Raw genomic sequence first — 23,614 nt, forward strand, 5'->3', positions numbered from 1 at the left:
GCAATAGACCCTAGGCAGGTACCTAGGGTCTATTAGGCTAAAAGTGCATAACTGACATTTAGGCCACAGTATCATCCGCTCGACAGCCAAAATGTCTCTCGGCTTAAAAAAACCTCAGAAAATTACTCCCTATATCCCCTTTAACTCCTTAAATATCTGGCATTTATTTTGCCTAAGTAGGCAATGTTCAATTGTGGCAACCTCTATGACCGCGGGCAAAACCCCAACACAGCACCCTACTCAACCGCTCAACCGTTTACTCGGTGAAACCAGCGGAGCCTTTGCTGACTTAGGCACATTTTTACCTTTAGTCTTGGGATTAATTGCCCTAAACCAATTTTCGCCCCAAGGGATATTTTTAGGCTTTGGCCTATTCGCCATCTTTAGCGCCTTATTTTATCGCCGTCCGATCCCAGTTCAGCCCATGAAGGTCATCGCTGCCCTTGTGATCGCCCAAGGCTTAACGCCAGGGATGCTCCAAGCCAGTGCCATGCTGATGGGTATCATTCTGTTAATCTTGGCGTTTAGCGGCGCCATTACTTGGCTTGCCAAGCAATTATCCCAAGCAGTGAGTGTGGGGATTCAATTAGCGATTGGTCTGCAATTGATGTGGATGGGCACTAAGATGATGAGTGACTTTTGGTTGCTCGGACTCGGCGCGTTTGCCTTACTGTTTGTGAGTAAATTCTTGCCATTGCGTTACCTTGCCATGCCACTCGTTATCGCAGCGGGTATGTTGTGGCAAGCCAACAGCCAAACCGAAATAACTAGCAGCCTGACGATTCCCGCTTTGAGCGCCTCACTGCATTGGGCTTGGCCGAGCCTTAATGAGTGGAGCTCGGCGGCGATTTTACTGGTGTTGCCCCAGCTCGCCCTCACCTTAACCAATGCAGTGATAGCCACCTCGGCCATGGCGCAGGAAAAATTCCCCGAAGACGCCGCTAAACTCACGCCTAAAAACTTGGCCATTAGCTCTGGGCTGGCCAATTTATTACTCGCGCCTTTTGGTGCAGCGGCCATGTGCCATGGCGCAGGAGGACTTGCGGTGCAGTATCACTTTGGCGCACGAACCCACCTCGCACCATTAATCTTCGGCGGTACTTGTGTGGTTATCGCCCTGTTTTGGGATAGCCAAATGGCATGGTTGCTCGGGCTTATTCCTGTAGCAATTCTCGGCAGTTTGCTGTCCATCGGCGGTTTGCAACTGGCGTGGTCAAAACGCCTTATTGATGGTAAGCCCTTCTGTATCTTTGTGATCTTATCTACCGCTGTGACCTGCCTAGCCATTAACGCCGCGGCAGGGCTTGCCGTGGGGATTCTTCTTGAGCAAGGTCGCCGCACTTGGGCCATGCTCGCGATGCGTTAAGCGCCAATATCCCCAAGAAAGTAAAAAACACAGCACATCCCTGTGCTGTGTTTTTATCTCTTAAAATGTTCTTGCAGGATTGGTTGGCGTATCCTTTTGCGCCAGCGCCCATTTAGCAATCGCATCCTTACGCATAAAACCCACTTTTGAGTGTTCTTTCGCGTATTGAATAAACTTGTCTAAGGCATTGGCAAGACCTGGCGTGCCCCCGATACGGTCATGCACACTAATCGACATCATCCGCCGCTGCGATGCTCCTTCCTGATAGAGCATATCGAATTCGTCTTTAAGCTCCTGTAAGAAGGCGGCAGCCGTCATCGCAGTGTTACCACCAAAGCGACCTATATCATTGTTGCGCAAGGTATAAGGCACCACGGCAAACGGTTTACCCTGCACAGGGATAGTTGAAGGTTCATCCCTTGATAAATCATCAATGTGATAGATAAAACCTAAGTCCTGTAGGATATTTAAGGTTTGGGTGCTGTGGCGCATCCAAAACGCATTAAACCCGACGGGACGCTGACCAGTGATCTTTTCTAAGGTATTGATACTCTGGATATAAGAATCACGTTCCTGCGCTGGCGACATACTGTATTGCGGCGTCCACGTCTGCCCATGGCCTGAAATCTCATGGCCTTCATCCGCCACTTGTTTAGCAAGTTGTGGATGTAATTCGGCGGCGCGGCCCACCATATGGGATGTCACGTGAATATTGTGCTTACGCCATATACGCAGCAAACGCGGTATCCCTTCATTCATCCCGTAGTCGTACCAACTGGGAGTAATCGTATCTGGGTAGCCTTTCTCCATTGGTGGAAACGGCCCTTCAGCGTTTTTATCCTGCGCGCCAGCCTCAAACTGCATGGATATAGAGATCACTAGTTGCTCGCCATTAGGCCAAAAACGCTTATTCATACTGCCTCCTACCGAAGTTTGAGTTTGATCATCGACCGCCACTAAGCTCGGAACTCCCATTGAAAAGGCTGACTGACTCAGCCCTACCCCTGCAATCAAAGCGCCGCCCGCCTGTAAACTGGTCTTTAAAAATTGTCGACGTTGATTCATGACTTCGCTCCTGTGGTCACAGCGTTAGAGGCAAGCTGGTTAAATAGCGTTTGATAATCCTCTAGGTGCCAGTTATCAGTAATAAAACCCTCACGCACGCGGTACATATCTACGGCGCGAAAATCAATTTTTTGCCCTTGACCACGCTGTTCACCAAAGGTCCCCGTAAAGTGGCCATAAAAACGGAGGCGCACAACCGCACGGTCACCGACTACCAGCAAGTGCTCAACGGTTACCGAGAGATCTGGCACCGCCGCCCTAAAGGTTTTAGAGGCGTCGAGCGGTCCGCTAATCCCCTGTGCACGACCTTCGGGCAAGGTGCGATCAATAAAACGGGTCGCTAATGCCCAACGGGCAAATGTCGGATCACCGGTATCCCAAAAACTAGCGTATAGCAAAGCGGCGTGGGCAATAGATTCAGCCTGTGGTGAACCATCGCTGATCAGCTCCATTGCCGTTACCTTAGGAGTAAGAGCGGTTTTGACATCAACACTGGCTTGGGTTGAACCACCTTGAGCGGCAAACGCCGTCATACTTAGACTCGCAAGCGCAAAGCCTATAATGGCTAAGCCGAGTAATCCTGAGCTCCACAAACCTACTCTTATCCAAGGAGAAACAGGGCAATAAATACGGTTTTGCATTATGCCACCTCATCGTCACTAGAGCGGATGACGGCGCGCAGTGCCGCTTGATAGCTAGGATAATCGGTATAGCCCGCCGCACTGCCGCCAAATAATGGCCCCTTATCGAAGGGCGATAGGGGTAATTGATTGGCTAATCGATAGGGCAGATCGGGGTTAGCAATAAAGGCACGGCCAAAGGCCACTAAGTCGGCATAACCTTTTTCGATAACCTCATTGGCACGCTCGACATCGTAACGCCCCGCCACAATAATGCTGCCTTTAAACACTTTGCGAAGCTCGATTCTGAAAGACTCAGGCACCTGTGGCGCATCGTCCCAATCGGCTTCCGACAAGTGCAAATACGCTACGCCCAACGCCGATAAGTGTTTGGCGGCCAACAGGATAGTATCGACAATCTCAGGGCAGGCCATATCCTTAAAGGTTACATAGGGTGCGAGGCGAACGCCTACTTTATCGGCGCCAATCTGGGCACTTACCGCTTCAACCACTTCCAATAAAAACCGAATACGTTTTTCAGGCGTGCCGCCGTAGGCGTCGGTTCTATGGTTAGAATTAGTCCGCAGGAATTGGTCAATGAGATAACCATTACCACCATGGATTTCGATGCCATCAAAACCCGCGGCAACGGCATTTGCCCCTGCGTTGGCAAAGTCGGCCACCACGCGGTCGATATCCGCTTGGGTCATTTCCCTCGGCTCGGGGCAATCTACCATTTGTCCCTCGGGATGCTCCTCATCAACGATCCATACCTTAGTACCAACAGGAGCAATCGCTGATGGTGCAATCGGCGCTGCACCCTGCTGAAAAATCGGATGGGACACTCGGCCTACATGCCAGATTTGATTAAAGATTTTTCCACCCGCTTGATGCACCGCCGCAGTAACCTTTTTCCAGCCATCAATTTGCGCCTCGGTATAGACGCCGGGGGTAAATGAGTAGCCTTGGCTGTCGTCGGAAATTTGGGTCGCTTCACTGATGATAAGCCCTGCCGACGCACGCTGGGCGTAATATTGCGCCATTAAATCATTAGGGATATTACCCGGTTGCGTGGTACGCGCCCGTGTCATCGGCGCCATAACAATACGATTTTGCAGTGTCAGTGCCGCTGACTCATAGGCTGTAAATAAACTCATATGCACTCCCGAACCATAAATGATGATTGAATATCTGGATGCAATTGTGCATTAGTTAATCTATATTGATAATCAGCCTATTATTTAAATCATTTTCAAAAATAATTTGATATGTATCATATAAATGATCTGCAACTCGCCCTGCGTATTGCTGCACTAGAAAGCCTGTCCGCCGCCAGTAAAGAAGTCGGCATGACGCCCGCCGCCGCGAGTGCGGCCCTGCAACGACTTGAAAAAAAGTTAGGTTGTCAGCTATTTGCGCGATCAACTCGGCGGTTGCAACTCACGGAAGAAGGGCGAATATTTCTCGATGCAGCTAAACCTGCCCTTGCGTTACTCGAAACCGCTTCCGCTAATTTGGCCGAGCATAGGGGCGAGCTTAAGGGCGAAGTGCGCATTGCCCTGCCCTCGGACATTGGCCGCAGCCGGATCCGCAATTGGCTAGATGAGCTGATGGATAGCGCGCCTGAGCTGTCGATTCAGCTGTACTTTGGCGACCATATGACAGATCTCATCGATCAAAATATCCATTTAGCCCTGCGTTATGGCCAGCTGGAAGATTCCAATCTAAAACGGCGCCAACTGTCGATGACGCCAAGGGTGCTCGTCGCCTCCCCCGCTTATCTTGCACAATATGGTGAGCCGCAAACACTGAACGAGCTGAGCCAACACCAAGTGTTGATCTTAAATCGTGGCGGCGAGCCATGGCAGAAATGGAAATTCAGCCATAATGGTGAAACCGTAGAGATTGAAGTAAGAGGCAAACGCTTTTGCAATGATGGCGCCGTTGTGCGCGATTGGGCGCTGGCGGGGCGAGGTATCGCCTATAAGAGCTGGCTCGATGTGGCGCAGGATGTCACCGAAGGCAGACTACAGCTTATCTTAGCCGATAAACTCGCGCCTGCGGTGCCACTGCAATTGGTTTATCTACAAACCGACTATCCTAGCCATAAAATTCGCCGCACTATTGAATTTTTAGCCCAAAAACTGCTGCAATTTAGCCAAGAATATCCCGCGCCTTAAACGATAATTGGGTCTGATAAAAAGTAGCTTGCACCCGCAACTGAAGATAGATACTTAAAAACTCTGCGGCGATTCATTCTAGCCCCGAGGTAATATCACCGTCACCACACAGCCTTGCTGCCAAGGCAATGGCGTTTGTGTCGATTGCTTGCAGTTTTCAATCTCAATACTGCCGTGGTGACGGCTGACGACATCCTTACAGATCGCTAAACCTAATCCGAGCCCTGCATCTTTGGTGGAGGCAAAAGAGGCCATCAACTCATTAGCTTGCCCCTGTAAACCTTGGCCATTATCAATTACCAATACTTTGATTTCAGTGGGTTGATAGTGGATCTCAATCCTTAACTTACGTGCACGGTTATCCTCACATGCTTCCAGCGCATCGAGGCTATTTTTCACCAAATTGACCCACATTTGACTTAAGCCAACACTATCGCCCATCAATTCATAGGGACGACCTTGCACCTGTACGTCAACTTGTACCCCCGCTCGGTCTAATTCTCGGCGTAATAAGGCCAGTGCCTCTTTGACGACTAACGTCACATCCAGCGGTTCGGCCTTCGACTGACGGCGTTTAAGCAAGCCACGAATACGGTGTACTACCGCCCCGGCCCGTATCGACTGCGCATTGATTTTACCCAAAATATCATAAAGCTCTGGGTTGTCCTGTCCCAGCCTTTCTAGCTGTATCATGGCGCCCTCACTGTATTGGGTTATCGCCGCAATCGGTTGATTTAGCTCATGGGCCAACCCAGCACCGATTTCCCCAAGGATCGCCGCACTTTGTAAGCGTTCTAACTGCAATGCCTTGTCTTTTAATTGCCGCTCAGTACTGACTAAAAACTCGCTCTTTTGGCGGAATTTATATTCGAGCCACAGGTGATAAATGGTCGATACAATAAAGATCAGCAGTAATACCCCACCCCACTCTTTATTTTTCTCCATCCATTTATACACGGTTTGATATAAGGGAGGTGATGCACCTTGCAGCTGTAATTCTTTAAATAATTCAATCACTTTTAGCTGACTCACCGGCGCAGTCCAACCTAAAGTATCGGCGGTAATCGCCGCCACATGGTCTGGGGGCAGGTCAAACAAGGCGCGGGTGATTTGCATGGTGATCCGTGGCGAAACCGTATCCGCCGCCGCAAATGACCAATTAGGATAGAGTTGGGTGCTCACCTCGCAGTCATATCCAGGAGGATGGGTTGGATGAATGACACGATAGTCCGTCTTATTGATAAGCCCTGTTTCAATCATTTCCTCTAGGGTACAAAAAGGCGCAATGGCGGCATCGGCACTCCCATCGCGCACTTGATAGATCAGCGGCGCGAGGGGAAATCCTAAAAATCGCACTTGGCCAAAGAATTGCTCCGGTAAATAACCCATTTTATGCAGTAATCCCATCGCAGCCTGATAGCCACCAAGTGCCTGCGGATCGCTAGCAACCACATTCTTACCGCGTAAATCCTGCAAGCTACGTATAGGGCTATCGGCACGCACAATAATGGTCGCGCCTATGGTAAAAGTGCTGCCCTGATGTTTACGGCTTTTCATGGTCGCGAGCCAAGAGAGGGGGAAATTATTACTCAAGTGCAGATACTGGCCGGGGTTAGTCACAATAAACTGCAATTCATTGCTCAGTAACTGGCTACGCATACCATTAAAGTCGACAGGCACCACTTCAAAACGGCTATTAGGGACGTTTTCGCTAAGGTAATCCATCATAGGCTGCCAGCGCTGTTTTGCCTGCAACACCCCATGATTCGCCAGCACTCCCACTTTAAATTCATGAACGGGAATATCTTCATCGGCATAGGACAAATTAAGCATCATTACGCTCAATATGCAGCTCACGAGTATTGCCCTACACCAAGTTCTCATTGCTATCGCCCTGTCTTGTATGCTTTTGTATTCGGAGTACTTTATACGCAAGGCCAAAATGATGCTGTGAATAACACCAAACTCTGGCATTCCCCCTAAAGTGATTTGACTAATTTAGTGATAAACCTCCCAAGACCTAGGCTTAAAATTGAGCCTACGACAAGGCAGGCTTAAGCTGATAAAGAGCCCCACCACCAAAAGGAAAACCATGTCCACTATGCTGCCACTGTATTTAGTCGATGATGATGAAGCGATTCTCGACTCTTTAGGATTTATGCTCGGGCAATTTGGCTACCAAGTACAAACCTTTAGCAGTGGACGGGATTTTTTAGCCCAATGCCCGTTAACTCAAGCGGGCTGTGTCATCTTAGATAGCCGAATGCCGGAGATCACTGGCCAAGAAGTGCAGCAAAAACTACTTGAAACCCAAAGTCCATTAGGAGTGATTTTTCTCACTGGGCACGGTGATTTACCCATGGCATTAAGCGCTTTTCGTAAAGGCGCATGCGACTTTTTTCAAAAACCTGTGTCGGGTAAAGCCCTTGTACAAGCGATTGAAAAAGCACATAAAGAAAGCCAATCCAGCTTTGAGCAACAGAGTCTGCAGCAGAAATTTGCCCAACTGACTGAGCGCGAACAACAAGTATTAGCCCATGTGGTTCAAGGCATGACCAACAAACAGATCTCCGAAGCCATGTATTTATCCTTAAGAACCATCGAAGTGCATCGCGCAAAGATTATGAAAAAGCTTGAAGTGAACAATATGGCAGAGTTAGTACAACACTTAGGAAATCTAAATTCTGTTTTATAAATCAGTGACCAGCACGCTAAACAATCGCAATATATTCTCGCCACGCTTGTCACGATTAAACCGCTCATTCCATATAACTCAGACCATTTAGAATGCGCTGATGGCGGCGTTTTCATCCAAACTGCGACAAGCTGTCGCAGTTTGCATCTTTGGCTTTGTATCAAACACCATTCACTGCCACACTAAAGTTAGGTTCTCTCCTTTATGCTCCGTAGGCATTAAAGATCCACTGCTTTTGAACCTTTCCCCGAGTACGGCCAGTGTTCTCGGGGATTTTTTTATCCCTACAAACCCCGCCTCGCCGCCCAAAACCCGAACAACCAATGTAGCGCTATTGTTAACTAAATTAATATCTATCAATAACTTAATGATAATTTTTCAAAATGAAGTTAGAATGCGACTATCTTGGCAACAGGTGAGCAGTATGAGTCGTTTACACACATCTAAGGGATTCACCCTAATCGAACTAGTGGTGGTTATCATCATTTTAGGCATTCTTGCTGTAGTCGCAGCCCCGCGCTTTATGAATCTAAGTCAAGATGCCCACGATACTCGGGCAAAAGCTGCTTTTGCTGCTTTTACCTCTGGCGTCAAGCTGTATCACAGTTGTTGGCTTGCGGGCGGACACTCGGGATATACCCAAAATCTCGCTTGCTATGGTGATGGCACTATCGACTCGACCACCACGGGCTTTCCACTCGGAAAAGACACGGCTCAAAGCAGCAGCCAAGGCACTCAATTACAAGGCGCTTACTGCGGAGAACTGTGGCAATCGTTACTCGATAATCAGGACTTTGTCCTTACCACACACACGGATTGGGAAACGCAACAAGCACCCAATATCGACATCGTCTACTGGTATAGCGGCGGCGCGATAAGTGACCCTAATACTTATTGTTACTTTAACTATGTGTCGGATGATCGCCGCCTTGGCAGCGAGAATTGGGAGCTAAAATACTATCCCCTCGATGGACGAACTGTTGTCGGCCGCTCCTCGTTATCTGCACCTTAATCCATCCAGCATATCCGCTTTCGCCACAGGACAAAAATCAACAAAGTCCTGTGGCTTTTTATGCAATAACTTGAATTCTGACTATCCATCCTATAGTGACTTTGTTTTCCTCCGCATCATTTTCATTAAGAGTAGACACTAAGGTTTCTTTTACACTCGGCCGTCAAATTCACCAAAGATTGGCCTTAATCCTATAGATTTGTTACCTTTTTGTTTATGGAACACTCAGATGAATAAACGCCAATGAATAATCTCATTGTTACACCAGGCTACGCTTCACAATTCAGTTGTATAGGTGCCGCATGTGAAGACAGTTGCTGCCATGACTGGACCATCATTTTTGACAAAAAAAGCTACAAAAATACCCTTAACCATCCAAAACTCGCGTCTCTTGCCAAAGAGGCATTTATTGAAACCAAAACCGATGCTAATCAGTGGGCAAAAATCAAACTTAACGCCAATGGAATATGCCCGTTTGTAAACGAGCAGAAGTTATGTTCCATCCATGCGGCTGCTGGTGAAACAGCCTTAAGTCACACCTGTAAAACCTACCCCCGTAGTGACAATGTTATCGCAACCACTAAATACGAAAGTTTAACGATATCTTGCCCTGAGGCTGCCCGCTTGGTGCTATTTGACGCCAATGCATTTCAATTTGAGGCAAAGAGCGGTGGCGCCAAACGTCCAACCGCGGCCAATCCTGCATGGTTAGAAAAAACCTACGATTACAGTTTGGATTTATTAATTAATATGGGTGTGGATTGGCAACAGGCACTCATGGCCATAGGATTATTGGTAAAAGTCAGTGACCAAGTGAGGCAAAATACTCTTCCTATTGCACAAATAGATCAGCGTTTTGAACAATTAATCTTGCTGGCCCAAACCAATCAAATCGATGAGCAATATCAAAAAATACCCTACACACCACAGCCTCAAACCCATGCTTTTGTTTCCATACATGATCAATTATGCAAACTCCACTCAAGAAGCTTAAAGCCTCGTTTTACCTCGCTTAATGACGCAATTGGTTTGCTGTGTAATGAGAGTAATCAATATCAAATTGACGATTTAAATAAAGCGTGGGAAGAAAAAGCCTTGCCTGCGTTGAGCAATTATCAGGATTTATTTGACCGTTATATTTTATATTCGCTTTACCATGAGCATTTCCCCATGAGTGATTCACAGCAGCCTTGGATGGCATTTCGCCTGCTCGTGATAGATTGCTTTATGATCCGCTGTTACTTATCTGCCATGGCATTTAAAAATAATGGACTGACAGAAAGTGACATAGTGCTTTGTTTTCAGATCTATAGCGTTGTGCGCCAACATAAAGCGAAATTTGCCGAGGGCATCAATCAGACCCTGCAAGAATGTGGTATTGATAGTATTCCCGCCGCCATCAGTCTATTAAAAACCTCGTGATCGCCTATGGTAAAACCGAGACTGCCGAAATAGCGCCAACGGCAGTCTTTGCGAATCAGCCGACGCTTCAGTCGTGGCAAGACTGAAGCAGGCCGCCACTTCCCCGTTTGCCGTTATTTGGTTGCAAAAGGCGCGCGAACACGCAAACCCCATTGGCTTTTTCTGCAATAACTTGAATTCTGACTATCCATCCCCATATTTACTCCATCATCCACCGCAGGATTTTCATTGCGGGCAAGAGAAGAGGATTCATTGTGACCACTATCGTATCAGTACGCCGTAATAACCAAGTTGTCATCGCCGGCGATGGCCAAGTCTCCCTAGGCAATACCGTCATGAAAGGTAACGCCAAAAAAGTGCGTCGCTTGTATCACAATAAAGTATTAGCAGGTTTTGCTGGCGGCACCGCCGACGCTTTTACCCTATTTGAGCGTTTCGAGTCCAAGCTCGAGATGCACCAAGGTCATCTATTACGATCGGCTGTTGAACTTGCCAAAGATTGGCGTACCGACCGTATGCTGCGCAAACTCGAGGCCATGCTTGTGGTCGCCGATGCCGAAGCCTCACTTATTATCACAGGTAATGGTGACGTGGTGCAGCCGGAGCATGATTTAGTCGCCATTGGCTCGGGCGGTAACTATGCCCAAGCGGCGGCGTTAGCACTACTGCAAAATACCGAATTATCGGCGCTGGAAATTGCTGAAAAGTCATTGACGATTGCCGGCGATATCTGCGTATTCACCAATCAATTCAAGACAATTGAAGAACTTAATTACTAACAGGGCGTGAGGAATATTATGTCTGAAATGACCCCCCGTGAGATTGTCCACGAACTGGATGCCCACATTATCGGCCAGAAAAAGGCCAAACGTTCCGTCGCCGTCGCCCTGCGTAACCGCTGGCGCCGCATGCAGCTAGATGCCGATTTCCGTCAAGAAGTCACCCCAAAAAACATTCTGATGATTGGCCCAACTGGCGTAGGTAAAACTGAAATCGCCCGCCGTTTGGCAAAGCTCGCCAATGCCCCATTTATCAAGGTTGAAGCCACTAAGTTCACCGAAGTGGGTTACGTGGGTAAAGAAGTCGAGCAAATCATCCGTGATTTAACCGACATCGCCATCAAGCTGACCCGCGAGCAGCAAATGGGCAAATGCCGCCAACGCGCCGAAGAACACGCTGAAGAGCGCATTCTCGATGCCCTTCTGCCCAAGCCGAAAAATGACTGGGATAACACGGAAAGCGATACCAGCTCCAATACCCGTCAAATCTTCCGTAAGAAGCTGCGCGAAGGCCAATTAGATGACAAAGAAATCGATATCGACGTGGCCCAGCCACAAATTGGTATTGAAATCATGTCACCGCCCGGCATGGAAGAAATGACTAACCAACTGCAAAGCCTGTTTAAAAATATGGGCCAAGCACCGGCTAAACGTCGCAAAATGAAGATCAAAGAAGCCTTTAAGCTGTTGATCGAAGAAGAAGCGGCCAAGCTGGTAAATCAAGAAGATTTAAAAGAGCAAGCCATTGAATTGGTTGAGCAGCACGGTATCGTGTTCCTCGACGAAATCGACAAAATCTGTAAACGTGGCGAAACCTCAGGCCCAGACGTTTCCCGCGAAGGGGTACAGCGCGACCTATTACCTTTAGTCGAAGGCTGCACGGTAACCACTAAACACGGCATGGTGAAAACCGACCATATTCTGTTTATTGCCTCGGGCGCATTCCAGATGTCAAAACCATCGGATTTAATCCCTGAGCTACAAGGCCGTTTACCGATCCGCGTTGAGCTAGATGCGTTATCAGCCGATGATTTTAAACGCATTTTAACCGAGCCACATGCCTCACTGACCGAGCAATATATCGCGCTGATGGCGACCGAAGGCGTAACCATTGAGTTTACCGAGTCAGGCATTGAGAGCATTGCCAAGGCGGCATGGCAGGTGAACGAGCGCACCGAAAACATTGGTGCCCGTCGTCTGCATACCGTGATGGAAAAGCTGATGGAAGATATCTCCTATGAGGCTTCTGACAAGTCTGGCAGCTCATTTGTGATTGATGCCGATTATGTGAGTGCTCACTTAGATAATCTGGTTCAAGACGAAGACCTAAGCCGCTTTATCCTGTAACCAGGGCTGTTATCCAAGCCTACAATGTTCGTTCCGAACATTGAGTGCAAAATTGTGACTGTGGCTAAGGCTTACACTTTGTAACCTTAGCCACAAATTGTTATGTTACAGCTTGTCCATTCTCAGCATTTTCTTGGCACTACCTATGACCACTAGCACACCCAATGTCACCGATCTTAAGCTCAAGCGTAAATCGCGCATTTTAGAAATCAGCTTCGATAACGGCGAGCAGTATCAACTCAGCTGTGAGATGTTACGCGTCTATTCTCCCTCCGCCGAAGTGCATGGTCACGGTAACCCTAAGCTGGTCACCCATAAGAAAAATGTGAATATCACCCGCATCGAACCCGTAGGTAACTACGCGGTAAAAATCGTCTTCGACGATGGCCACGATACTGGGCTGTTCTCATGGCAAGTGCTTTATGATCTCGCCACTCACCAAGTGGAACTATGGGAAAAGTACCTAGCACGCCTGCGAGCCGAAAAGGCTTCCCGCGAACCCTTGATCGCGATGAATATTAAGTACAACTAATCAGTTAACGCCATTGTTCAAGGAGAGCGCTCAAGACTCTCCTTGAGTGCTTACCCGCTGACGAGTCTAAGGAAAGATAATGTCGGAAAAAGTCCCCTGCACAGCTTGCCAAACCTTAATCATGCCCAGCACTGCCGAGCGAAACGCAGGCTTATGTATGCCCTGCAAAAACGGCAATCGCGAAAATATCGAACAGGCAAAAGCCTATTATCAAAAGGAGCGGGAATTAGATAAAACCTGCCCTTTTAGAGCGCTGTGGCGAGATATTGTGGTGCGGGTGCACGATGATAAACAGGGCTTTCACACGTTAAGCGAAGCGGCGCAGCACTATTACGCCGTCAATTGTCTCTCTGGCGAAGTCTATAACGGCGGCTTTATCCAGTACTTCGATAACTCATCGGGCGGGCATTATGAAGTTGCCGAGCGCGGCCTTCAGCAAATTGGCGCTTTGCACTCGTTAGCCCTATTACAACAGGCTAAACAGGCGGTATTTGGCGACCATCCCGTCCCTACCGACAGAGACCAACGCCTCGCCGCAACCGATAATCCAGTCGCCGAAGCCCGACTCAATCAACTCGATGATGAGTTTTATAAAGATTTGGATAATCTTGATATCAAGCTAGAGAGCTATGCAATACAAACTGGATTGGTCGTATCTAGCCGATAAATATTCTATTTATCGCAATAACACTTAAAGTCGTGGGGCTTCACCCCCTGATTTTTAATAAAGAGCCGACCAAGGAGGACTGCTCGTCCTATCAAAAACGTCCATGTTAAATAGCCAGCTCGATATCCCTATCTCGCGCTCAAAACGGCCTTTGGCCTTCGCCCTTGGATGCTCCAAGACGCCCCTAACTGAGTTGAAAGCCCCTTGGGCTCATTGCCAAATTTGCTATCGCTTCCGAAGGATGGGCTTTACATCCATGTAAAGCGCCCAGTTCGGCAGTCCCTACCTCTCGCTCATAAGCGCGAAAATCACTGATTTTCATTCGCCCCTGCACCTGCGAAAGCTAGCTTGCCATCCATGGCAAGACTCACGCAATTTGTCTATTCGCCCTGCGGCAACTCCGAGGGGAGGTGAACTTCTGTGAGTTCAGTGTTAGCTGTAATCTAAAAAAGTCTTGCATGTCCTTTATTTTTGCACATTATACAAATGTCATAAGTAGATCGAATAGGAAAATATGAAGCACTTCTTTATTAAGCAAATGATAATTGGGCCAACTGTTGCGTTAAAAATTGATGAGTTAGAGTTTGACAAACTGAAACGCTCAAGAGAAGTACTTTTATCGGCAAAAGCGATTGAAGAAAAGTACGATCTTCTTGCCTCTAACTTCTTCGAATTAGAAAAGGAAATTTTAATTCAACTTACTCAGAAAATGATTTTTGATACTCCCTCATATCAACATATGTATGAAATACAAAGTGAAATAAATAGAAGAGTAGTAAACCTACTTACTTCAACAAAGCTATATTATGACCATTTAGAGAAGCATGTTCGTATTTGTATGAACTGTAAAAAAGAATATGGTAAAGAAGTAAAAAGTTACTTTAGTGAAGAGTACGACACTTCCTTTGAATATAGATTCATGGAAGCCTTAAGAAACCACGTCCAACATTACGGTTTAGCAGTAGATTCAATCTCTTTACCAAGTACATGGATTGGTGAAGACAAAACTAGAGAATTGATCCATAAATTGAAAATCTACTCAACCAAAGAGACTTTGTCCCAAAATAAAGACTTTAAAAAAGTTGTTTTCAATGAAATGCCCTCAAAAGTTGAACTGGTTAAAGCTATAAGAATCTATGTTGGTAGTTTTAGCAATGTACACCGTCGGGTTCGAGAGCTAATACAAGAAAATGTTTCATCCTCCAGAACAGATATTGAAGGTGTAATTGTTCGTTACAAAGAAGCGAATAAAGGTGATGCACTAGGAATATATGCTTATATGGTGGAAATAGATGAACCAACAGCAACTCCTATAGATAAGTTTCCACTATTGTTAGATTGGGATAATGTTCGATTAAACCTAAGCCAAAAGAATCGACCTTTTCCTAACATAAGTAAATGGTATGTAAGTGGAAGTTGTTTATAACAAGAATGTTATTGAAACAACCATTGTTAAATTTTTAGTCAGTGCAGGTTGTGCGCAAACGTAAAGAAGGTAAAAGATGGTGCAGGCAAGATTCTTTTGAGATTAACAGCTAATACCTAACTATCAGAAGTTTGGAAGCCCCACGACTTTGACTTTGCTTTTAAAAAGCAATCAAACCGAGCTTAGGTAAACCTTATTGTCGAAATCCCGACAAATACCCCGCCTTGTGATCCTCACAGTGCTGCAATCCGTAATGTTCAGCAATATCCCATCGCGAAATATGTAACCGCGACAGTCATCCACCAGAGTCCACCAAATGCAATTACGGCAGCAATCACAGCAGCAATTACAGCACTTCCATACGGTCAGGCTGATTTTAGGCGATCAGCTTAACGCCCTGCATACTTGGTATCAGCAAGTCGACCCTAAGGTGCTGTATTTAATCGCAGAATTGCATCAAGAAAATACCTATGTGACGCACCATATGCAAAAGATTTGCGCCTTCTTTGGCGCCATGGCGCAGTTTGCCAGCGAGCTTGGCGCTGCGGGGCATCAAGTGCGTTACCTCACCCTCGACGATACCCAAGACTTTGTCGATCTCAACGCATTACTAGAGTATTTTGTCGCCGAAACGGGGGCGATTAAGTTTGAATATCAACGGCCTGACGAATATCGACTCCTCGCGCAACTAAGCCAGTTGAAGTTGGCCAATGCCGTGGTGAATTGCGTCGATACCGAGCACTTTTTATTCCCCTTTGACGAAATTGATAGGGAATTCCCCCAAGGGCAACACAGGCTGATGGAGCATTTTTATCGGCGAATGCGCAAAAAATTCAATATCTTAATGACGGATGGCAAGCCCGTTGGCGGGCAGTGGAATTTTGATGCCAACAACAGGCAAAAGCTTAAATCCCAAGATATCAAATCGCTCCCAACACCCTTGATGTTTGGCCACAATGTGCAAGACATTCTCGAGCGTCTTCAACGCCATGGGATTAATACTATGGGCAAGGCGGATACGCATTTACTCTGGCCGATAAACCGCGCACAAAGCCTCGAATTACTTCAGTATTTTTGTGAATACTGCCTGCCCGCCTTTGGCCGGTTTCAAGATGCGATGACTCAGCAACATCCAGCGCAGTGGAGCCTGTATCACAGTCGGCTGTCCTTTAGCTTAAACGCCAAACTTATCAGCCCATTAGAAGTGATCAATGCGGTGATTGAGCACTATCATGCTAATCCTTTTATTGAGATAGCCCAGGTCGAAGGCTTTGTTCGGCAAATCCTCGGCTGGCGTGAATATGTGCGCGGCATCTATTGGGCGAATATGCCCAACTACGCCAACATTAATGCCCTCGAGGCCACGCGCAAGCTGCCCGACTACTTTTGGCATGGCAAGACTCGAATGAATTGCCTGCACCACGCCTTATCTCAGTCACTGGATTTTGCCTATGCCCATCATATTCAACGTTTGATGGTGATTGGCAACTTTTGTTTATTGACCGAAATCGCCCCCGATGAAGTGGATAAATGGTACTTAGGCGTGTATGTGGATGCGATTGAATGGGTCGAAATGCCCAACACTCGTGGCATGGCGCTATTCGCCGATGGCGGCATCGTCGGCACTAAACCCTATGCCGCAAGCGGCAGTTATATCAATAAAATGAGTGATTACTGCGGCAGTTGTCATTACAAGATAAAAGAACGTAGCGGCGAATCAGCCTGCCCATTTAACAGCCTATATTGGCGCTTTATGGATAAACACCGCGCACAGCTCACCCATAATCCACGCATCGCCATGCTGTACCGCACTTGGGATAACACCGAGGAGTCGGTTAAACAGGCGATTTTGGCCACTGCGGAACAGCATATAGCGCAACTTGAACGGCTATAACGACTGAGTATTGAGGAGAAAAGCCATGCATATTCTAGTACTGGGCGGCAGCGGTGGTATAGGTCAAGCGATGGTCAATAAGCTTGGCGAAACCTATCCCGAAGCCACTATTCATGCGACCTATAAACAGCATAGGCCCGATACTGGGCGAGACGATGGCGTTATCTGGCATCAGTTGGATATCACCCTTGAGGAGGAAATTAAGCAACTGAGTCAAAATATCCCCCAGTTAGATTGGCTGATTAACTGTATTGGCATGCTGCACACCGAGGATAAGGGGCCAGAAAAAAGCTTACAGACCCTCGATGGGGACTTTTTCCTGGATAATATCAAGCTAAACACCCTTCCCAGCATGATGCTGGCAAAACACTTCTACCATGCCTTAAAACAAAGTAACTCAGCAAGATTTGCGGTGATTTCGGCGAGAGTCGGCAGCATTAGCGATAACCGCTTGGGTGGCTGGTACAGTTATCGCGCCTCGAAAGCGGCGCTGAATATGTTCCTTAAAACGCTATCGATTGAATGGCAAAGAAGCATCAAACACTGCGTGGTGCTGTCACTGCATCCCGGCACTACGGATACGCCATTATCCAAACCTTTTCAGCAGAGTGTGCCCAAAGAAAAATTGTTTACACCAGAGTACGTTGCCCAGTGTTTAGTGGGCATTATTACCAATGCCACCCCGACTCAAACAGGGCAATTTTTGGCCTACGATGGGGTAGAACTGCCTTGGTAGCGACACAAGCGTTTAGCACTGATACAGATAAACCTTGGCACCTCTTAACCTTGGCACCTCTTAACCCTGACAAAAGTAGGCATAATTGATGCGGCTGCCTTGCCCCCATACGGCGGTCCAGCCGTTCACATCGCTCATATAGCTGAAATAAATGGCATGGGATTCAAGGCAAGTTTCTTGGAAGGCAGCTTTATTGTCGTTAATAAACTGCGCCGAAGCCGCCAAAATATCACTGCACTCCCCATCGTCGGCGACTAACCAAATAAAGTCCTCACGGCAATCATCCCTCGCAACCATCTCTTCGGGGGAATATAAGTCCAGCTTTTGCTTGAGTGTTTGCCACTGCTCGGGCGTGACATTGCAGGAGATCGCCAACTTATCGTATACCCCAGCACCGCCCGCCCAAAAGGATAAATCAAAGTCTAACTGCTGCGGATCGGGGGCAAAGCCCAATAGATTTTCAACCACTTGTAAGCTTTTAGCTAAATCGGCATCGGGCCTGCGATAACGCACCTCAACACCATCATACTCACGCATTCCACGCCTCCTTCCTTGAGCGAATACTCGTTTACTTTAGCGGCCCGTTTCACTCACCGGTTTCTTTAATAACTTACGCTGCAAGGTACGGCGGTGCATACCCAGTTGCCGAGCGGTAGCCGACACATTGCCCTGATTAGCATTGAGCACCTGCTGAATATGTTCCCACTCCAGCCGTTTAGGATTAAGCGGTGAGTCGTCAACATCATCTTCTTGCAAGGTATTAGGGTAAGCATCAAGCTCAAAGGCAGCTAGCAGGGTTTGGGTATCGACGGGTTTAGCCAGATAGTTATCCGCGCCAAGACGAATCGCCTCCACCGCGGTGGCAATGCTGGCGTAGCCCGTCAGTAGCACCATCACCACTTTGGGTAACAAATTACGCAGCGGCACAATTAAACTCAGGCCGTTGGCCTCGGCCAATTTCATATCCAGCAGGATATGGGTTGGGCAACACTCACGCGCCACCAGCAGGGCACTACTGGCATCGTGACTTAAACGACATTCAAACCCATGGCGAGTCAAACGCCGCGCTAAAATACCTGCAAGCGCTTGATCATCTTCAATAATCAATAGCCGTTTCATACGGTTTCTCCAGTTGGTACTTTAGGCGCCAAGAGTGTAAAACGAATTTGCGCCACTGTGCCGCCTTGGGGATGATTTGCCAGAATAAGCTCCGCGCCTAAACGCTCCAAGCTAGCATGGCTCAGTAACAAGGCTACGCCTAAGCCTTTAGGGCTTTCGATTAATAAGGTGCCTAATTGTGGCAATAATGAAGGGGCGATACCCGCGCCATAATCACGGATCTGCAAATAAGCCTGCCCCTCGCTTGGCGAACAATCGACGCTAATATCCACCTGCGAAGTACCTATGGTTTCGACACTGGCGCGGGCGGCGTTTTCAATCAAGGCCATAATCGCGGGGGTTAAGCTCATATCGGTTAAGATCTGCTTTTCTTCTAGCAGCTTAGGCTCACAGGTTATCAACCAATTGAGTTCTGTTTGCGGCATCAATAACTGGGTTTTCTGTTTTAATCCAGCCACCAGCTCAGTGAGATTTTGAGGCCGCTGACGACGGTCACGAATCGACTCCGTTGCCAATCGCAGCTCCGCCAAGGTGTGCTCACAACGCCCCAGTGCGGTTTCCATTTCAACTAAGGTTATTGAGGGTTCGGGGGTTTCTTCCCTTAATTCATCGAGCAATAAATGCAGTGTTGAGAGTGGCGTCGCTAATTGATGGGCCATTTGCGCCGACACAGTGCCGAGCGCCACTAACTGTTCTTGTCTTAACTGCCCTTCGCGCATATAGGCAAGCTGCGCATCCTGACGGCGCATACGTTTGGCGATCAGCGCCACGCTGGTGGTCAGCACTAAGGCTGAAATCACAAAGTTAAACCACATGCCTAAATAGTGGGAACTCATATCCATGCCGTGGTGCTGCATCTGCGACTCTGGCACGGTAAAAATCATCAAGCTATAGGCGAGGGTTGATATCGCGGTCAGGCTCCAAGGGGCCCAAATGGGCAATGTGACCGCGGCCAAGGCGATAGGTAACAATAATAGCGAAATAAACGCATTGGTCGCCCCGCCCGAAAAATACAGCCAAGAGATCCAAAACAACGTATCCAGACTTAGGGCGATAAACAGACCACGCTCTTTCGCAAACAAGGGTTTACGTAATGCTAATGTGAGCGAAAGATAGAGCACCTCTAGCACAAAAACGTGCATGAGCGGCTCCATTTGCAAACTCAGGCCAAAGGTATCGGCGGCAAACAACGTCAAACCAATTTGCAGCAATAAACCTAAGGTGCGCAGCAGCGCCACTTGGTCGGCGGCTTGCAGATTCGCTCCTAAAATTTTAACCATGATTATTCCTTAAGCTTAAGGCCAGCAGCTGCAAGTGCTGCACTGGATTGAGCGAGCGCCTGATTAAGCCCTGCGCTAAATTCCAACTCAGAATAAATGCCCAGCGCCGCTAAACGCCCGCAACTTAAGGTGCAATCCTGCGGCCTTTTAGCGCTATCCATCGGTGTCATTTCTGGAGTTAAATGCGCAGTATCAATCGCCAATAACTCACCTAAGCTCAGTAGCATTTGGTACTTAGTCATGGTTTGCGGCGCACTAAAATGATAAATCCCTGATACATCGGCAGCATGTAACTGCCGCTTGAGCAACTTAGCGATGGCGCCAGCAATATCCGCCGTCGAGGTGGGCGAGCGAATGGCCCAAGCATCGACCCGCTGCGGCCTGCTATCTAACAATTGATTGATTAACACTAATACCGCAGATTCGCTCAGTTGAGTCACTTCTCCGTAGAGGATAGGTAAACGTAATACCGCAAAACTGCTGTCGGTATTCAGCACACAGGTTTCGCCCTGTAATTTAGACTCACCATAAAAGTTGACTGGATTGGGTGCGGCATCTTCGGCATAGGGCGGCGTTGTGCCATCAAACACATAGTCGGTTGAGATATACAGCAGCCAAACTCCATGCTGTTTAGCGGCCTTAGCAAGGGTTTGGCTGGCGCTCAAATTCAGCGTCAAAGCCTGCTCAGGCGAGCGCTCGGACACATCGGGGCGACGCTCAGCGGCACAGTGCACGATAATCTCTGGCCGTTCGTGGGCAATAAAGGCTTCTACTGTAATAGCTTGGGTTAAATCGAGTTTATGGATATTCGCTTCGGCGCGGCTAAAGCCGGTGGCAATCACCTTATGCCCTGCGGCAGTTAACTGTTTAACGACCGCCCTGCCGAGCAATCCGGTTGCGCCCGTCACCATAATATTTGCCATATTGCCCCAAACTCCTTAGCCACCCATTTGGCGGATAATTCTAAAAGCTTTTCATATTCAACGCACTTGTTTACTCTTATTTGCCCGTACTTAAGCTGATTTGGGTTTATCCCACTCGACCTGATTAACAACAAAAGGCTGAATTTGACTCAAGCACTTCCCCTTATCCTCGCAGGCCCGATGCTGCGCCACTGCGATGCCTCGCACTTTACCCTCTGGTTTGTGAGCCGCGAGCCATTGACTGAGTTACAACTGGCCTTAGGGGAGCAAAGTTATGGGTTAGCAGAGGAAGAAGTCCATTGCATACCACTCGGCAAGCACGCCTTTCAATATTTGATTAGTGTGTCGCGACCTACACTGCTTACGCCTGAAACGGCTATTCCATACCGCGTTTCGGCTAAGGAGATTGGCGATATTTTCAATGGTGTCAATGGATTGCACTATAGCGGTGCCGACTCACCCCAGGTTTACTTTTGCACCGAACTCAAACAGGTATGGCATGGCTCATGCCGCAACCCCCACCACCATAGCGAGGATGCCTTAGTCGCCGCCGATACTAAGCTAGCAACACTTATCGATAAGGATTCGCAGCAGCGCCCAGCCCTGTTAATGCTCAGTGGCGATCAAGTTTATGTGGATGATGTGGCTGGCCCCATGTTATGCGCCATTGGTCAGGTGATCGAAAAACTCGGCCTGCACCATGAAGCCTTTCACGGCGCCACTATTGCGGGAAGCGAGGCAATCCGTTATCAAGCCGATAGCTTGTACTTACGCCATAAAACGCTGCTGCCACGTACCGAATATCCCGCCAAAACTGCGCTTTGGCGCTGGTATGTCAACCATCCGATATTTACCTCATCCATCGCTGAAAACCATTTAGTTAGCCTGAGTGAGATGATTGCCCTATACCTACTCACTTGGTCGCCCGAACTATGGGAGTTGGTTGATTTACCCAAGGATGTCGACGGTCTCTCTGCCGCCAACAAGCTGCGTTGGCAAAAAGAATGGCAAAACTTACTGGCCTTTAAAGCGGGACTCACTCAGGTTAGGCGCCTTATGGCGCATATTCCCGTGTATATGATGTTTGATGACCATGATATTACCGATGATTGGAATCTCACCGCTAAATGGGAACAAGCCGCCTACGGTCATGCATTTTCTAAACGAATCATTGGTAATGCCTTGATTGCCTATACCCTATTCCAAGGATTAGGTAATGCACCGGATAAATTTAATGCCGAGGTTCGCCCAAAGTTAGATGCGTTTTTCAATCGCCCCGCCCCTAACACTCAGGATGCCTTGATTGATCTCTTACTGACATTTGAGCAATGGCATTACAGCTTAGACACCTCACCCAAGCTGGTTGTACTCGATACTCGCACCCGCCGTTGGCGCAGCGAATCGAATCTCGCCAAACCCTCGGGCTTAATGGATTGGGAAGCCTTAATGGATTTACAGCAGGCGCTACTTGGTCAATCTAAGGTCATTATCGTCTCGCCCGCGCCGATGTTTGGTGTCAAAGTGATTGAGGCGGTGCAACGCATGGCCACTTTTATGGGCGCTTCGCTGCTGGTTGATGCGGAAAACTGGATGGCGCATCCGGGCGCAGCCAATGCTTTGCTAAGCATCTTTATGCACCGCAAGACCCCAGAGCAATTCGTTATCCTCTCGGGGGATGTGCACTATTCCTTTGCCTATGACATCAGCATTCGCTTTCGCCGTAGCAGCCCAAATATTTACCAAATTACCTGTAGCGGGATTAAAAACCAGTTCCCCGAAAAACTGCTGCCACTTTTCGACAAGCTCAATGGTTGGCTTTACGGCCACTTCTCACCATTGAACCTATTTACCAAGCGAAAGCGAATGTCATTACGGGGCAGACGGCCAAATGGCGAACGGAGCAAGCGTTTAGTCAACCGCAGCGGCATCGGCATTTTGGTATTAGCTGATAATGGTGAGCCCACTAAAATTGCCGTATTACATGGGGATATGAGCGAAACTCGGTTCGAACCACCGAGGCAAGAATAGCTTATTGCAACGGTTCAACACGCTTTTCAACCACGGCCGAATTAGCTGGCGTTACCGCGCTATCTTCTTGCTTGGGTAAGCTCTGATTAAATAGCTGTGACTCGGGACGCTTTAGCGGCGAGGTATTATCTAACATCTGATCCCAAATGACCTTTGGTGAGGATGACGATTCGGCTTTACTCTCATCCTCCTGCATGATCTCTGCACTTGGCTTTTTGGGTTCGATTACCGCACTCGCTTTACGGATCTCTGTTGTCAACTCATGAACATAAGGATGTTTCGTCCAGTTACCAACATACATGGCGCCTAAAAGCACTGCGAGACAGAGCAAAATTGAAATGATTGCAGATTTGGTCATCTTACCATCCTAATGGGCCGATAAAACGCAGCACTGAAACGTTGGTCGGACAGTATCATAACCATATAAGGCTACCGCCAACTAGTTTAAAACCAAAGCTGGCACGCACAGAACAGTATTAAAATTTGTACACCGCCCTCACTTCGCTTTATTGAGAGCGACATT

The 23,614-nt window shown here is 47.9% G+C and carries 22 protein-coding genes; 13 read left to right on the plus strand and 9 right to left on the minus strand.

Features of this window, described 5'->3' with window-relative positions:
* The first annotated feature begins 205 nt into the window (after positions 1-205).
* Positions 206-1,366 carry a putative sulfate/molybdate transporter gene (locus tag MMG82_RS00930; RefSeq protein WP_241406292.1) on the plus strand — a complete coding sequence of 387 codons (1,161 nt, stop codon included), beginning with the start codon at positions 206-208 and terminating at the stop codon, positions 1,364-1,366.
* Between the two features lie 60 nt (positions 1,367-1,426).
* On the opposite strand, the gene MMG82_RS00935 is transcribed toward MMG82_RS00930, so the two are convergent.
* The 3 genes from MMG82_RS00935 to MMG82_RS00945 are packed head-to-tail and all read right to left on the minus strand — an operon-like array spanning position 1,427 to position 4,208.
* On the minus strand, positions 1,427-2,431 hold the full coding sequence (locus tag MMG82_RS00935; RefSeq protein ID WP_241406272.1) for a polysaccharide deacetylase family protein: 1,005 nt from the start codon (positions 2,429-2,431) through the stop codon (positions 1,427-1,429).
* A complete protein-coding gene (locus tag MMG82_RS00940; protein ID WP_241406273.1) occupies positions 2,428-3,072 on the minus strand; it encodes an ester cyclase in 645 nt (214 codons plus the stop codon). The genes MMG82_RS00935 and MMG82_RS00940 overlap by 4 nt, the downstream gene beginning before the upstream one ends.
* The gene (locus MMG82_RS00945) at positions 3,072-4,208 is read right to left on the minus strand and encodes an alkene reductase (protein WP_169548644.1); all 1,137 of its coding nucleotides are present in this window, start codon (positions 4,206-4,208) and stop codon (positions 3,072-3,074) included. Before MMG82_RS00945 ends, MMG82_RS00940 begins: the two co-directional genes overlap by 1 nt.
* 111 nt (positions 4,209-4,319) lie before the next feature.
* Here MMG82_RS00945 and MMG82_RS00950 point away from each other — a divergent pair, with 111 nt between their 5' ends.
* Positions 4,320-5,231, plus strand: a complete 912-nt coding sequence (locus tag MMG82_RS00950; RefSeq protein WP_055648056.1) for a LysR family transcriptional regulator — start codon at positions 4,320-4,322, stop codon at positions 5,229-5,231.
* Positions 5,232-5,309: 78 nt separating this feature from the next.
* On the opposite strand, the gene MMG82_RS00955 is transcribed toward MMG82_RS00950, so the two are convergent.
* A complete protein-coding gene (locus tag MMG82_RS00955; RefSeq protein ID WP_088586605.1) occupies positions 5,310-7,115 on the minus strand; it encodes a sensor histidine kinase in 1,806 nt (601 codons plus the stop codon).
* Between the two features lie 208 nt (positions 7,116-7,323).
* Here MMG82_RS00955 and MMG82_RS00960 point away from each other — a divergent pair, with 208 nt between their 5' ends.
* The 10 genes from MMG82_RS00960 (at position 7,324) to MMG82_RS01005 (ending at position 17,741) form a co-directional block, all read left to right on the plus strand.
* Positions 7,324-7,926: a response regulator gene (locus MMG82_RS00960; protein ID WP_037422732.1), complete on the plus strand. Its 603-nt coding sequence runs from the start codon at positions 7,324-7,326 to the stop codon at positions 7,924-7,926.
* 424 nt (positions 7,927-8,350) lie between these two features.
* The gene (locus tag MMG82_RS00965; protein WP_047540133.1) at positions 8,351-8,938 is read left to right on the plus strand and encodes a type II secretion system protein; all 588 of its coding nucleotides are present in this window, start codon (positions 8,351-8,353) and stop codon (positions 8,936-8,938) included.
* A 243-nt stretch (positions 8,939-9,181) separates the two neighbouring features.
* Positions 9,182-10,360, plus strand: coding sequence for a flagellin lysine-N-methylase (gene fliB / locus MMG82_RS00970; protein WP_241406274.1), 1,179 nt, complete (start codon positions 9,182-9,184; stop codon positions 10,358-10,360).
* 254 nt (positions 10,361-10,614) lie between these two features.
* A complete protein-coding gene (hslV, locus tag MMG82_RS00975) occupies positions 10,615-11,139 on the plus strand; it encodes an ATP-dependent protease subunit HslV (RefSeq protein WP_011073856.1) in 525 nt (174 codons plus the stop codon).
* Between the two features lie 18 nt (positions 11,140-11,157).
* Positions 11,158-12,486: an ATP-dependent protease ATPase subunit HslU gene (gene hslU / locus MMG82_RS00980; RefSeq protein WP_055648059.1), complete on the plus strand. Its 1,329-nt coding sequence runs from the start codon at positions 11,158-11,160 to the stop codon at positions 12,484-12,486.
* Positions 12,487-12,631: 145 nt separating this feature from the next.
* Positions 12,632-13,018: a DUF971 domain-containing protein gene (locus tag MMG82_RS00985; protein WP_133178288.1), complete on the plus strand. Its 387-nt coding sequence runs from the start codon at positions 12,632-12,634 to the stop codon at positions 13,016-13,018.
* A 79-nt stretch (positions 13,019-13,097) separates the two neighbouring features.
* Positions 13,098-13,685, plus strand: a complete 588-nt coding sequence (locus MMG82_RS00990) for a DMP19 family protein (protein ID WP_241406275.1) — start codon at positions 13,098-13,100, stop codon at positions 13,683-13,685.
* Positions 13,686-14,199: 514 nt separating this feature from the next.
* Complete coding sequence (locus tag MMG82_RS00995; protein WP_241406276.1) at positions 14,200-15,111, plus strand: hypothetical protein; 912 nt, start codon at positions 14,200-14,202, stop codon at positions 15,109-15,111.
* Between the two features lie 316 nt (positions 15,112-15,427).
* The gene (locus MMG82_RS01000) at positions 15,428-17,005 is read left to right on the plus strand and encodes a cryptochrome/photolyase family protein (protein WP_241406277.1); all 1,578 of its coding nucleotides are present in this window, start codon (positions 15,428-15,430) and stop codon (positions 17,003-17,005) included.
* 25 nt (positions 17,006-17,030) lie between these two features.
* A complete protein-coding gene (locus MMG82_RS01005) occupies positions 17,031-17,741 on the plus strand; it encodes an SDR family oxidoreductase (RefSeq protein ID WP_144346443.1) in 711 nt (236 codons plus the stop codon).
* 60 nt (positions 17,742-17,801) lie between these two features.
* Here MMG82_RS01005 and MMG82_RS01010 read toward each other — a convergent pair whose 3' ends face one another.
* The 4 genes from MMG82_RS01010 to MMG82_RS01025 are packed head-to-tail and all read right to left on the minus strand — an operon-like array spanning position 17,802 to position 21,063.
* Positions 17,802-18,278 (minus strand): hypothetical protein, encoded by a 477-nt coding sequence (locus MMG82_RS01010; protein WP_144346444.1) that lies wholly within the window; start codon positions 18,276-18,278, stop codon positions 17,802-17,804.
* Positions 18,279-18,314: 36 nt separating this feature from the next.
* Positions 18,315-18,860: a response regulator gene (locus tag MMG82_RS01015; RefSeq protein ID WP_037428969.1), complete on the minus strand. Its 546-nt coding sequence runs from the start codon at positions 18,858-18,860 to the stop codon at positions 18,315-18,317.
* Entirely contained in the window at positions 18,857-20,140 is a 1,284-nt protein-coding gene (locus MMG82_RS01020) for a HAMP domain-containing sensor histidine kinase (protein ID WP_088586598.1), read from the minus strand. Before MMG82_RS01020 ends, MMG82_RS01015 begins: the two co-directional genes overlap by 4 nt.
* Before the next feature lie 2 nt (positions 20,141-20,142).
* Positions 20,143-21,063 (minus strand): SDR family oxidoreductase, encoded by a 921-nt coding sequence (locus tag MMG82_RS01025; RefSeq protein ID WP_241406278.1) that lies wholly within the window; start codon positions 21,061-21,063, stop codon positions 20,143-20,145.
* 180 nt (positions 21,064-21,243) lie between these two features.
* Between MMG82_RS01025 and MMG82_RS01030 the strand changes: the two genes are divergently transcribed.
* Positions 21,244-23,091 carry an alkaline phosphatase D family protein gene (locus MMG82_RS01030; RefSeq protein ID WP_241406293.1) on the plus strand — a complete coding sequence of 616 codons (1,848 nt, stop codon included), beginning with the start codon at positions 21,244-21,246 and terminating at the stop codon, positions 23,089-23,091.
* Between the two features lies 1 nt (position 23,092).
* Here the strand turns inward: MMG82_RS01030 and MMG82_RS01035 are convergent, their stop codons facing one another.
* Positions 23,093-23,449 carry a hypothetical protein gene (locus MMG82_RS01035; protein WP_037422696.1) on the minus strand — a complete coding sequence of 119 codons (357 nt, stop codon included), beginning with the start codon at positions 23,447-23,449 and terminating at the stop codon, positions 23,093-23,095.
* Positions 23,450-23,614: the final 165 nt, after the last annotated feature.

Source organism: Shewanella sp. MM_2022_3, from assembly GCF_022557375.1.
GTDB lineage: Bacteria > Pseudomonadota > Gammaproteobacteria > Enterobacterales > Shewanellaceae > Shewanella > Shewanella xiamenensis.

Bases quoted from the DNA above. Each gene is read 5' to 3' on its own strand.
- MMG82_RS00930 (WP_241406292.1), top strand. From the start codon at position 206: ATGACCGCGGGCAAAACCCCAACACAGCACCCTACTCAACCGCTCAAC.
- MMG82_RS00935 (WP_241406272.1), bottom strand. From the start codon at position 2,431: ATGAATCAACGTCGACAATTTTTAAAGACCAGTTTACAGGCGGGCGGC.
- MMG82_RS00940 (WP_241406273.1), bottom strand. From the start codon at position 3,072: ATGCAAAACCGTATTTATTGCCCTGTTTCTCCTTGGATAAGAGTAGGT.
- MMG82_RS00945 (WP_169548644.1), bottom strand. From the start codon at position 4,208: ATGAGTTTATTTACAGCCTATGAGTCAGCGGCACTGACACTGCAAAAT.
- MMG82_RS00950 (WP_055648056.1), top strand. From the start codon at position 4,320: ATGTATCATATAAATGATCTGCAACTCGCCCTGCGTATTGCTGCACTA.
- MMG82_RS00955 (WP_088586605.1), bottom strand. From the start codon at position 7,115: ATGAGAACTTGGTGTAGGGCAATACTCGTGAGCTGCATATTGAGCGTA.
- MMG82_RS00960 (WP_037422732.1), top strand. From the start codon at position 7,324: ATGTCCACTATGCTGCCACTGTATTTAGTCGATGATGATGAAGCGATT.
- MMG82_RS00965 (WP_047540133.1), top strand. From the start codon at position 8,351: ATGAGTCGTTTACACACATCTAAGGGATTCACCCTAATCGAACTAGTG.
- fliB (WP_241406274.1), top strand. From the start codon at position 9,182: ATGAATAATCTCATTGTTACACCAGGCTACGCTTCACAATTCAGTTGT.
- hslU (WP_055648059.1), top strand. From the start codon at position 11,158: ATGTCTGAAATGACCCCCCGTGAGATTGTCCACGAACTGGATGCCCAC.
- MMG82_RS00985 (WP_133178288.1), top strand. From the start codon at position 12,632: ATGACCACTAGCACACCCAATGTCACCGATCTTAAGCTCAAGCGTAAA.
- MMG82_RS00990 (WP_241406275.1), top strand. From the start codon at position 13,098: ATGTCGGAAAAAGTCCCCTGCACAGCTTGCCAAACCTTAATCATGCCC.
- MMG82_RS00995 (WP_241406276.1), top strand. From the start codon at position 14,200: ATGAAGCACTTCTTTATTAAGCAAATGATAATTGGGCCAACTGTTGCG.
- MMG82_RS01000 (WP_241406277.1), top strand. From the start codon at position 15,428: ATGCAATTACGGCAGCAATCACAGCAGCAATTACAGCACTTCCATACG.
- MMG82_RS01005 (WP_144346443.1), top strand. From the start codon at position 17,031: ATGCATATTCTAGTACTGGGCGGCAGCGGTGGTATAGGTCAAGCGATG.
- MMG82_RS01010 (WP_144346444.1), bottom strand. From the start codon at position 18,278: ATGCGTGAGTATGATGGTGTTGAGGTGCGTTATCGCAGGCCCGATGCC.
- MMG82_RS01015 (WP_037428969.1), bottom strand. From the start codon at position 18,860: ATGAAACGGCTATTGATTATTGAAGATGATCAAGCGCTTGCAGGTATT.
- MMG82_RS01020 (WP_088586598.1), bottom strand. From the start codon at position 20,140: ATGGTTAAAATTTTAGGAGCGAATCTGCAAGCCGCCGACCAAGTGGCG.
- MMG82_RS01025 (WP_241406278.1), bottom strand. From the start codon at position 21,063: ATGGCAAATATTATGGTGACGGGCGCAACCGGATTGCTCGGCAGGGCG.
- MMG82_RS01030 (WP_241406293.1), top strand. From the start codon at position 21,244: ATGCTGCGCCACTGCGATGCCTCGCACTTTACCCTCTGGTTTGTGAGC.
- MMG82_RS01035 (WP_037422696.1), bottom strand. From the start codon at position 23,449: ATGACCAAATCTGCAATCATTTCAATTTTGCTCTGTCTCGCAGTGCTT.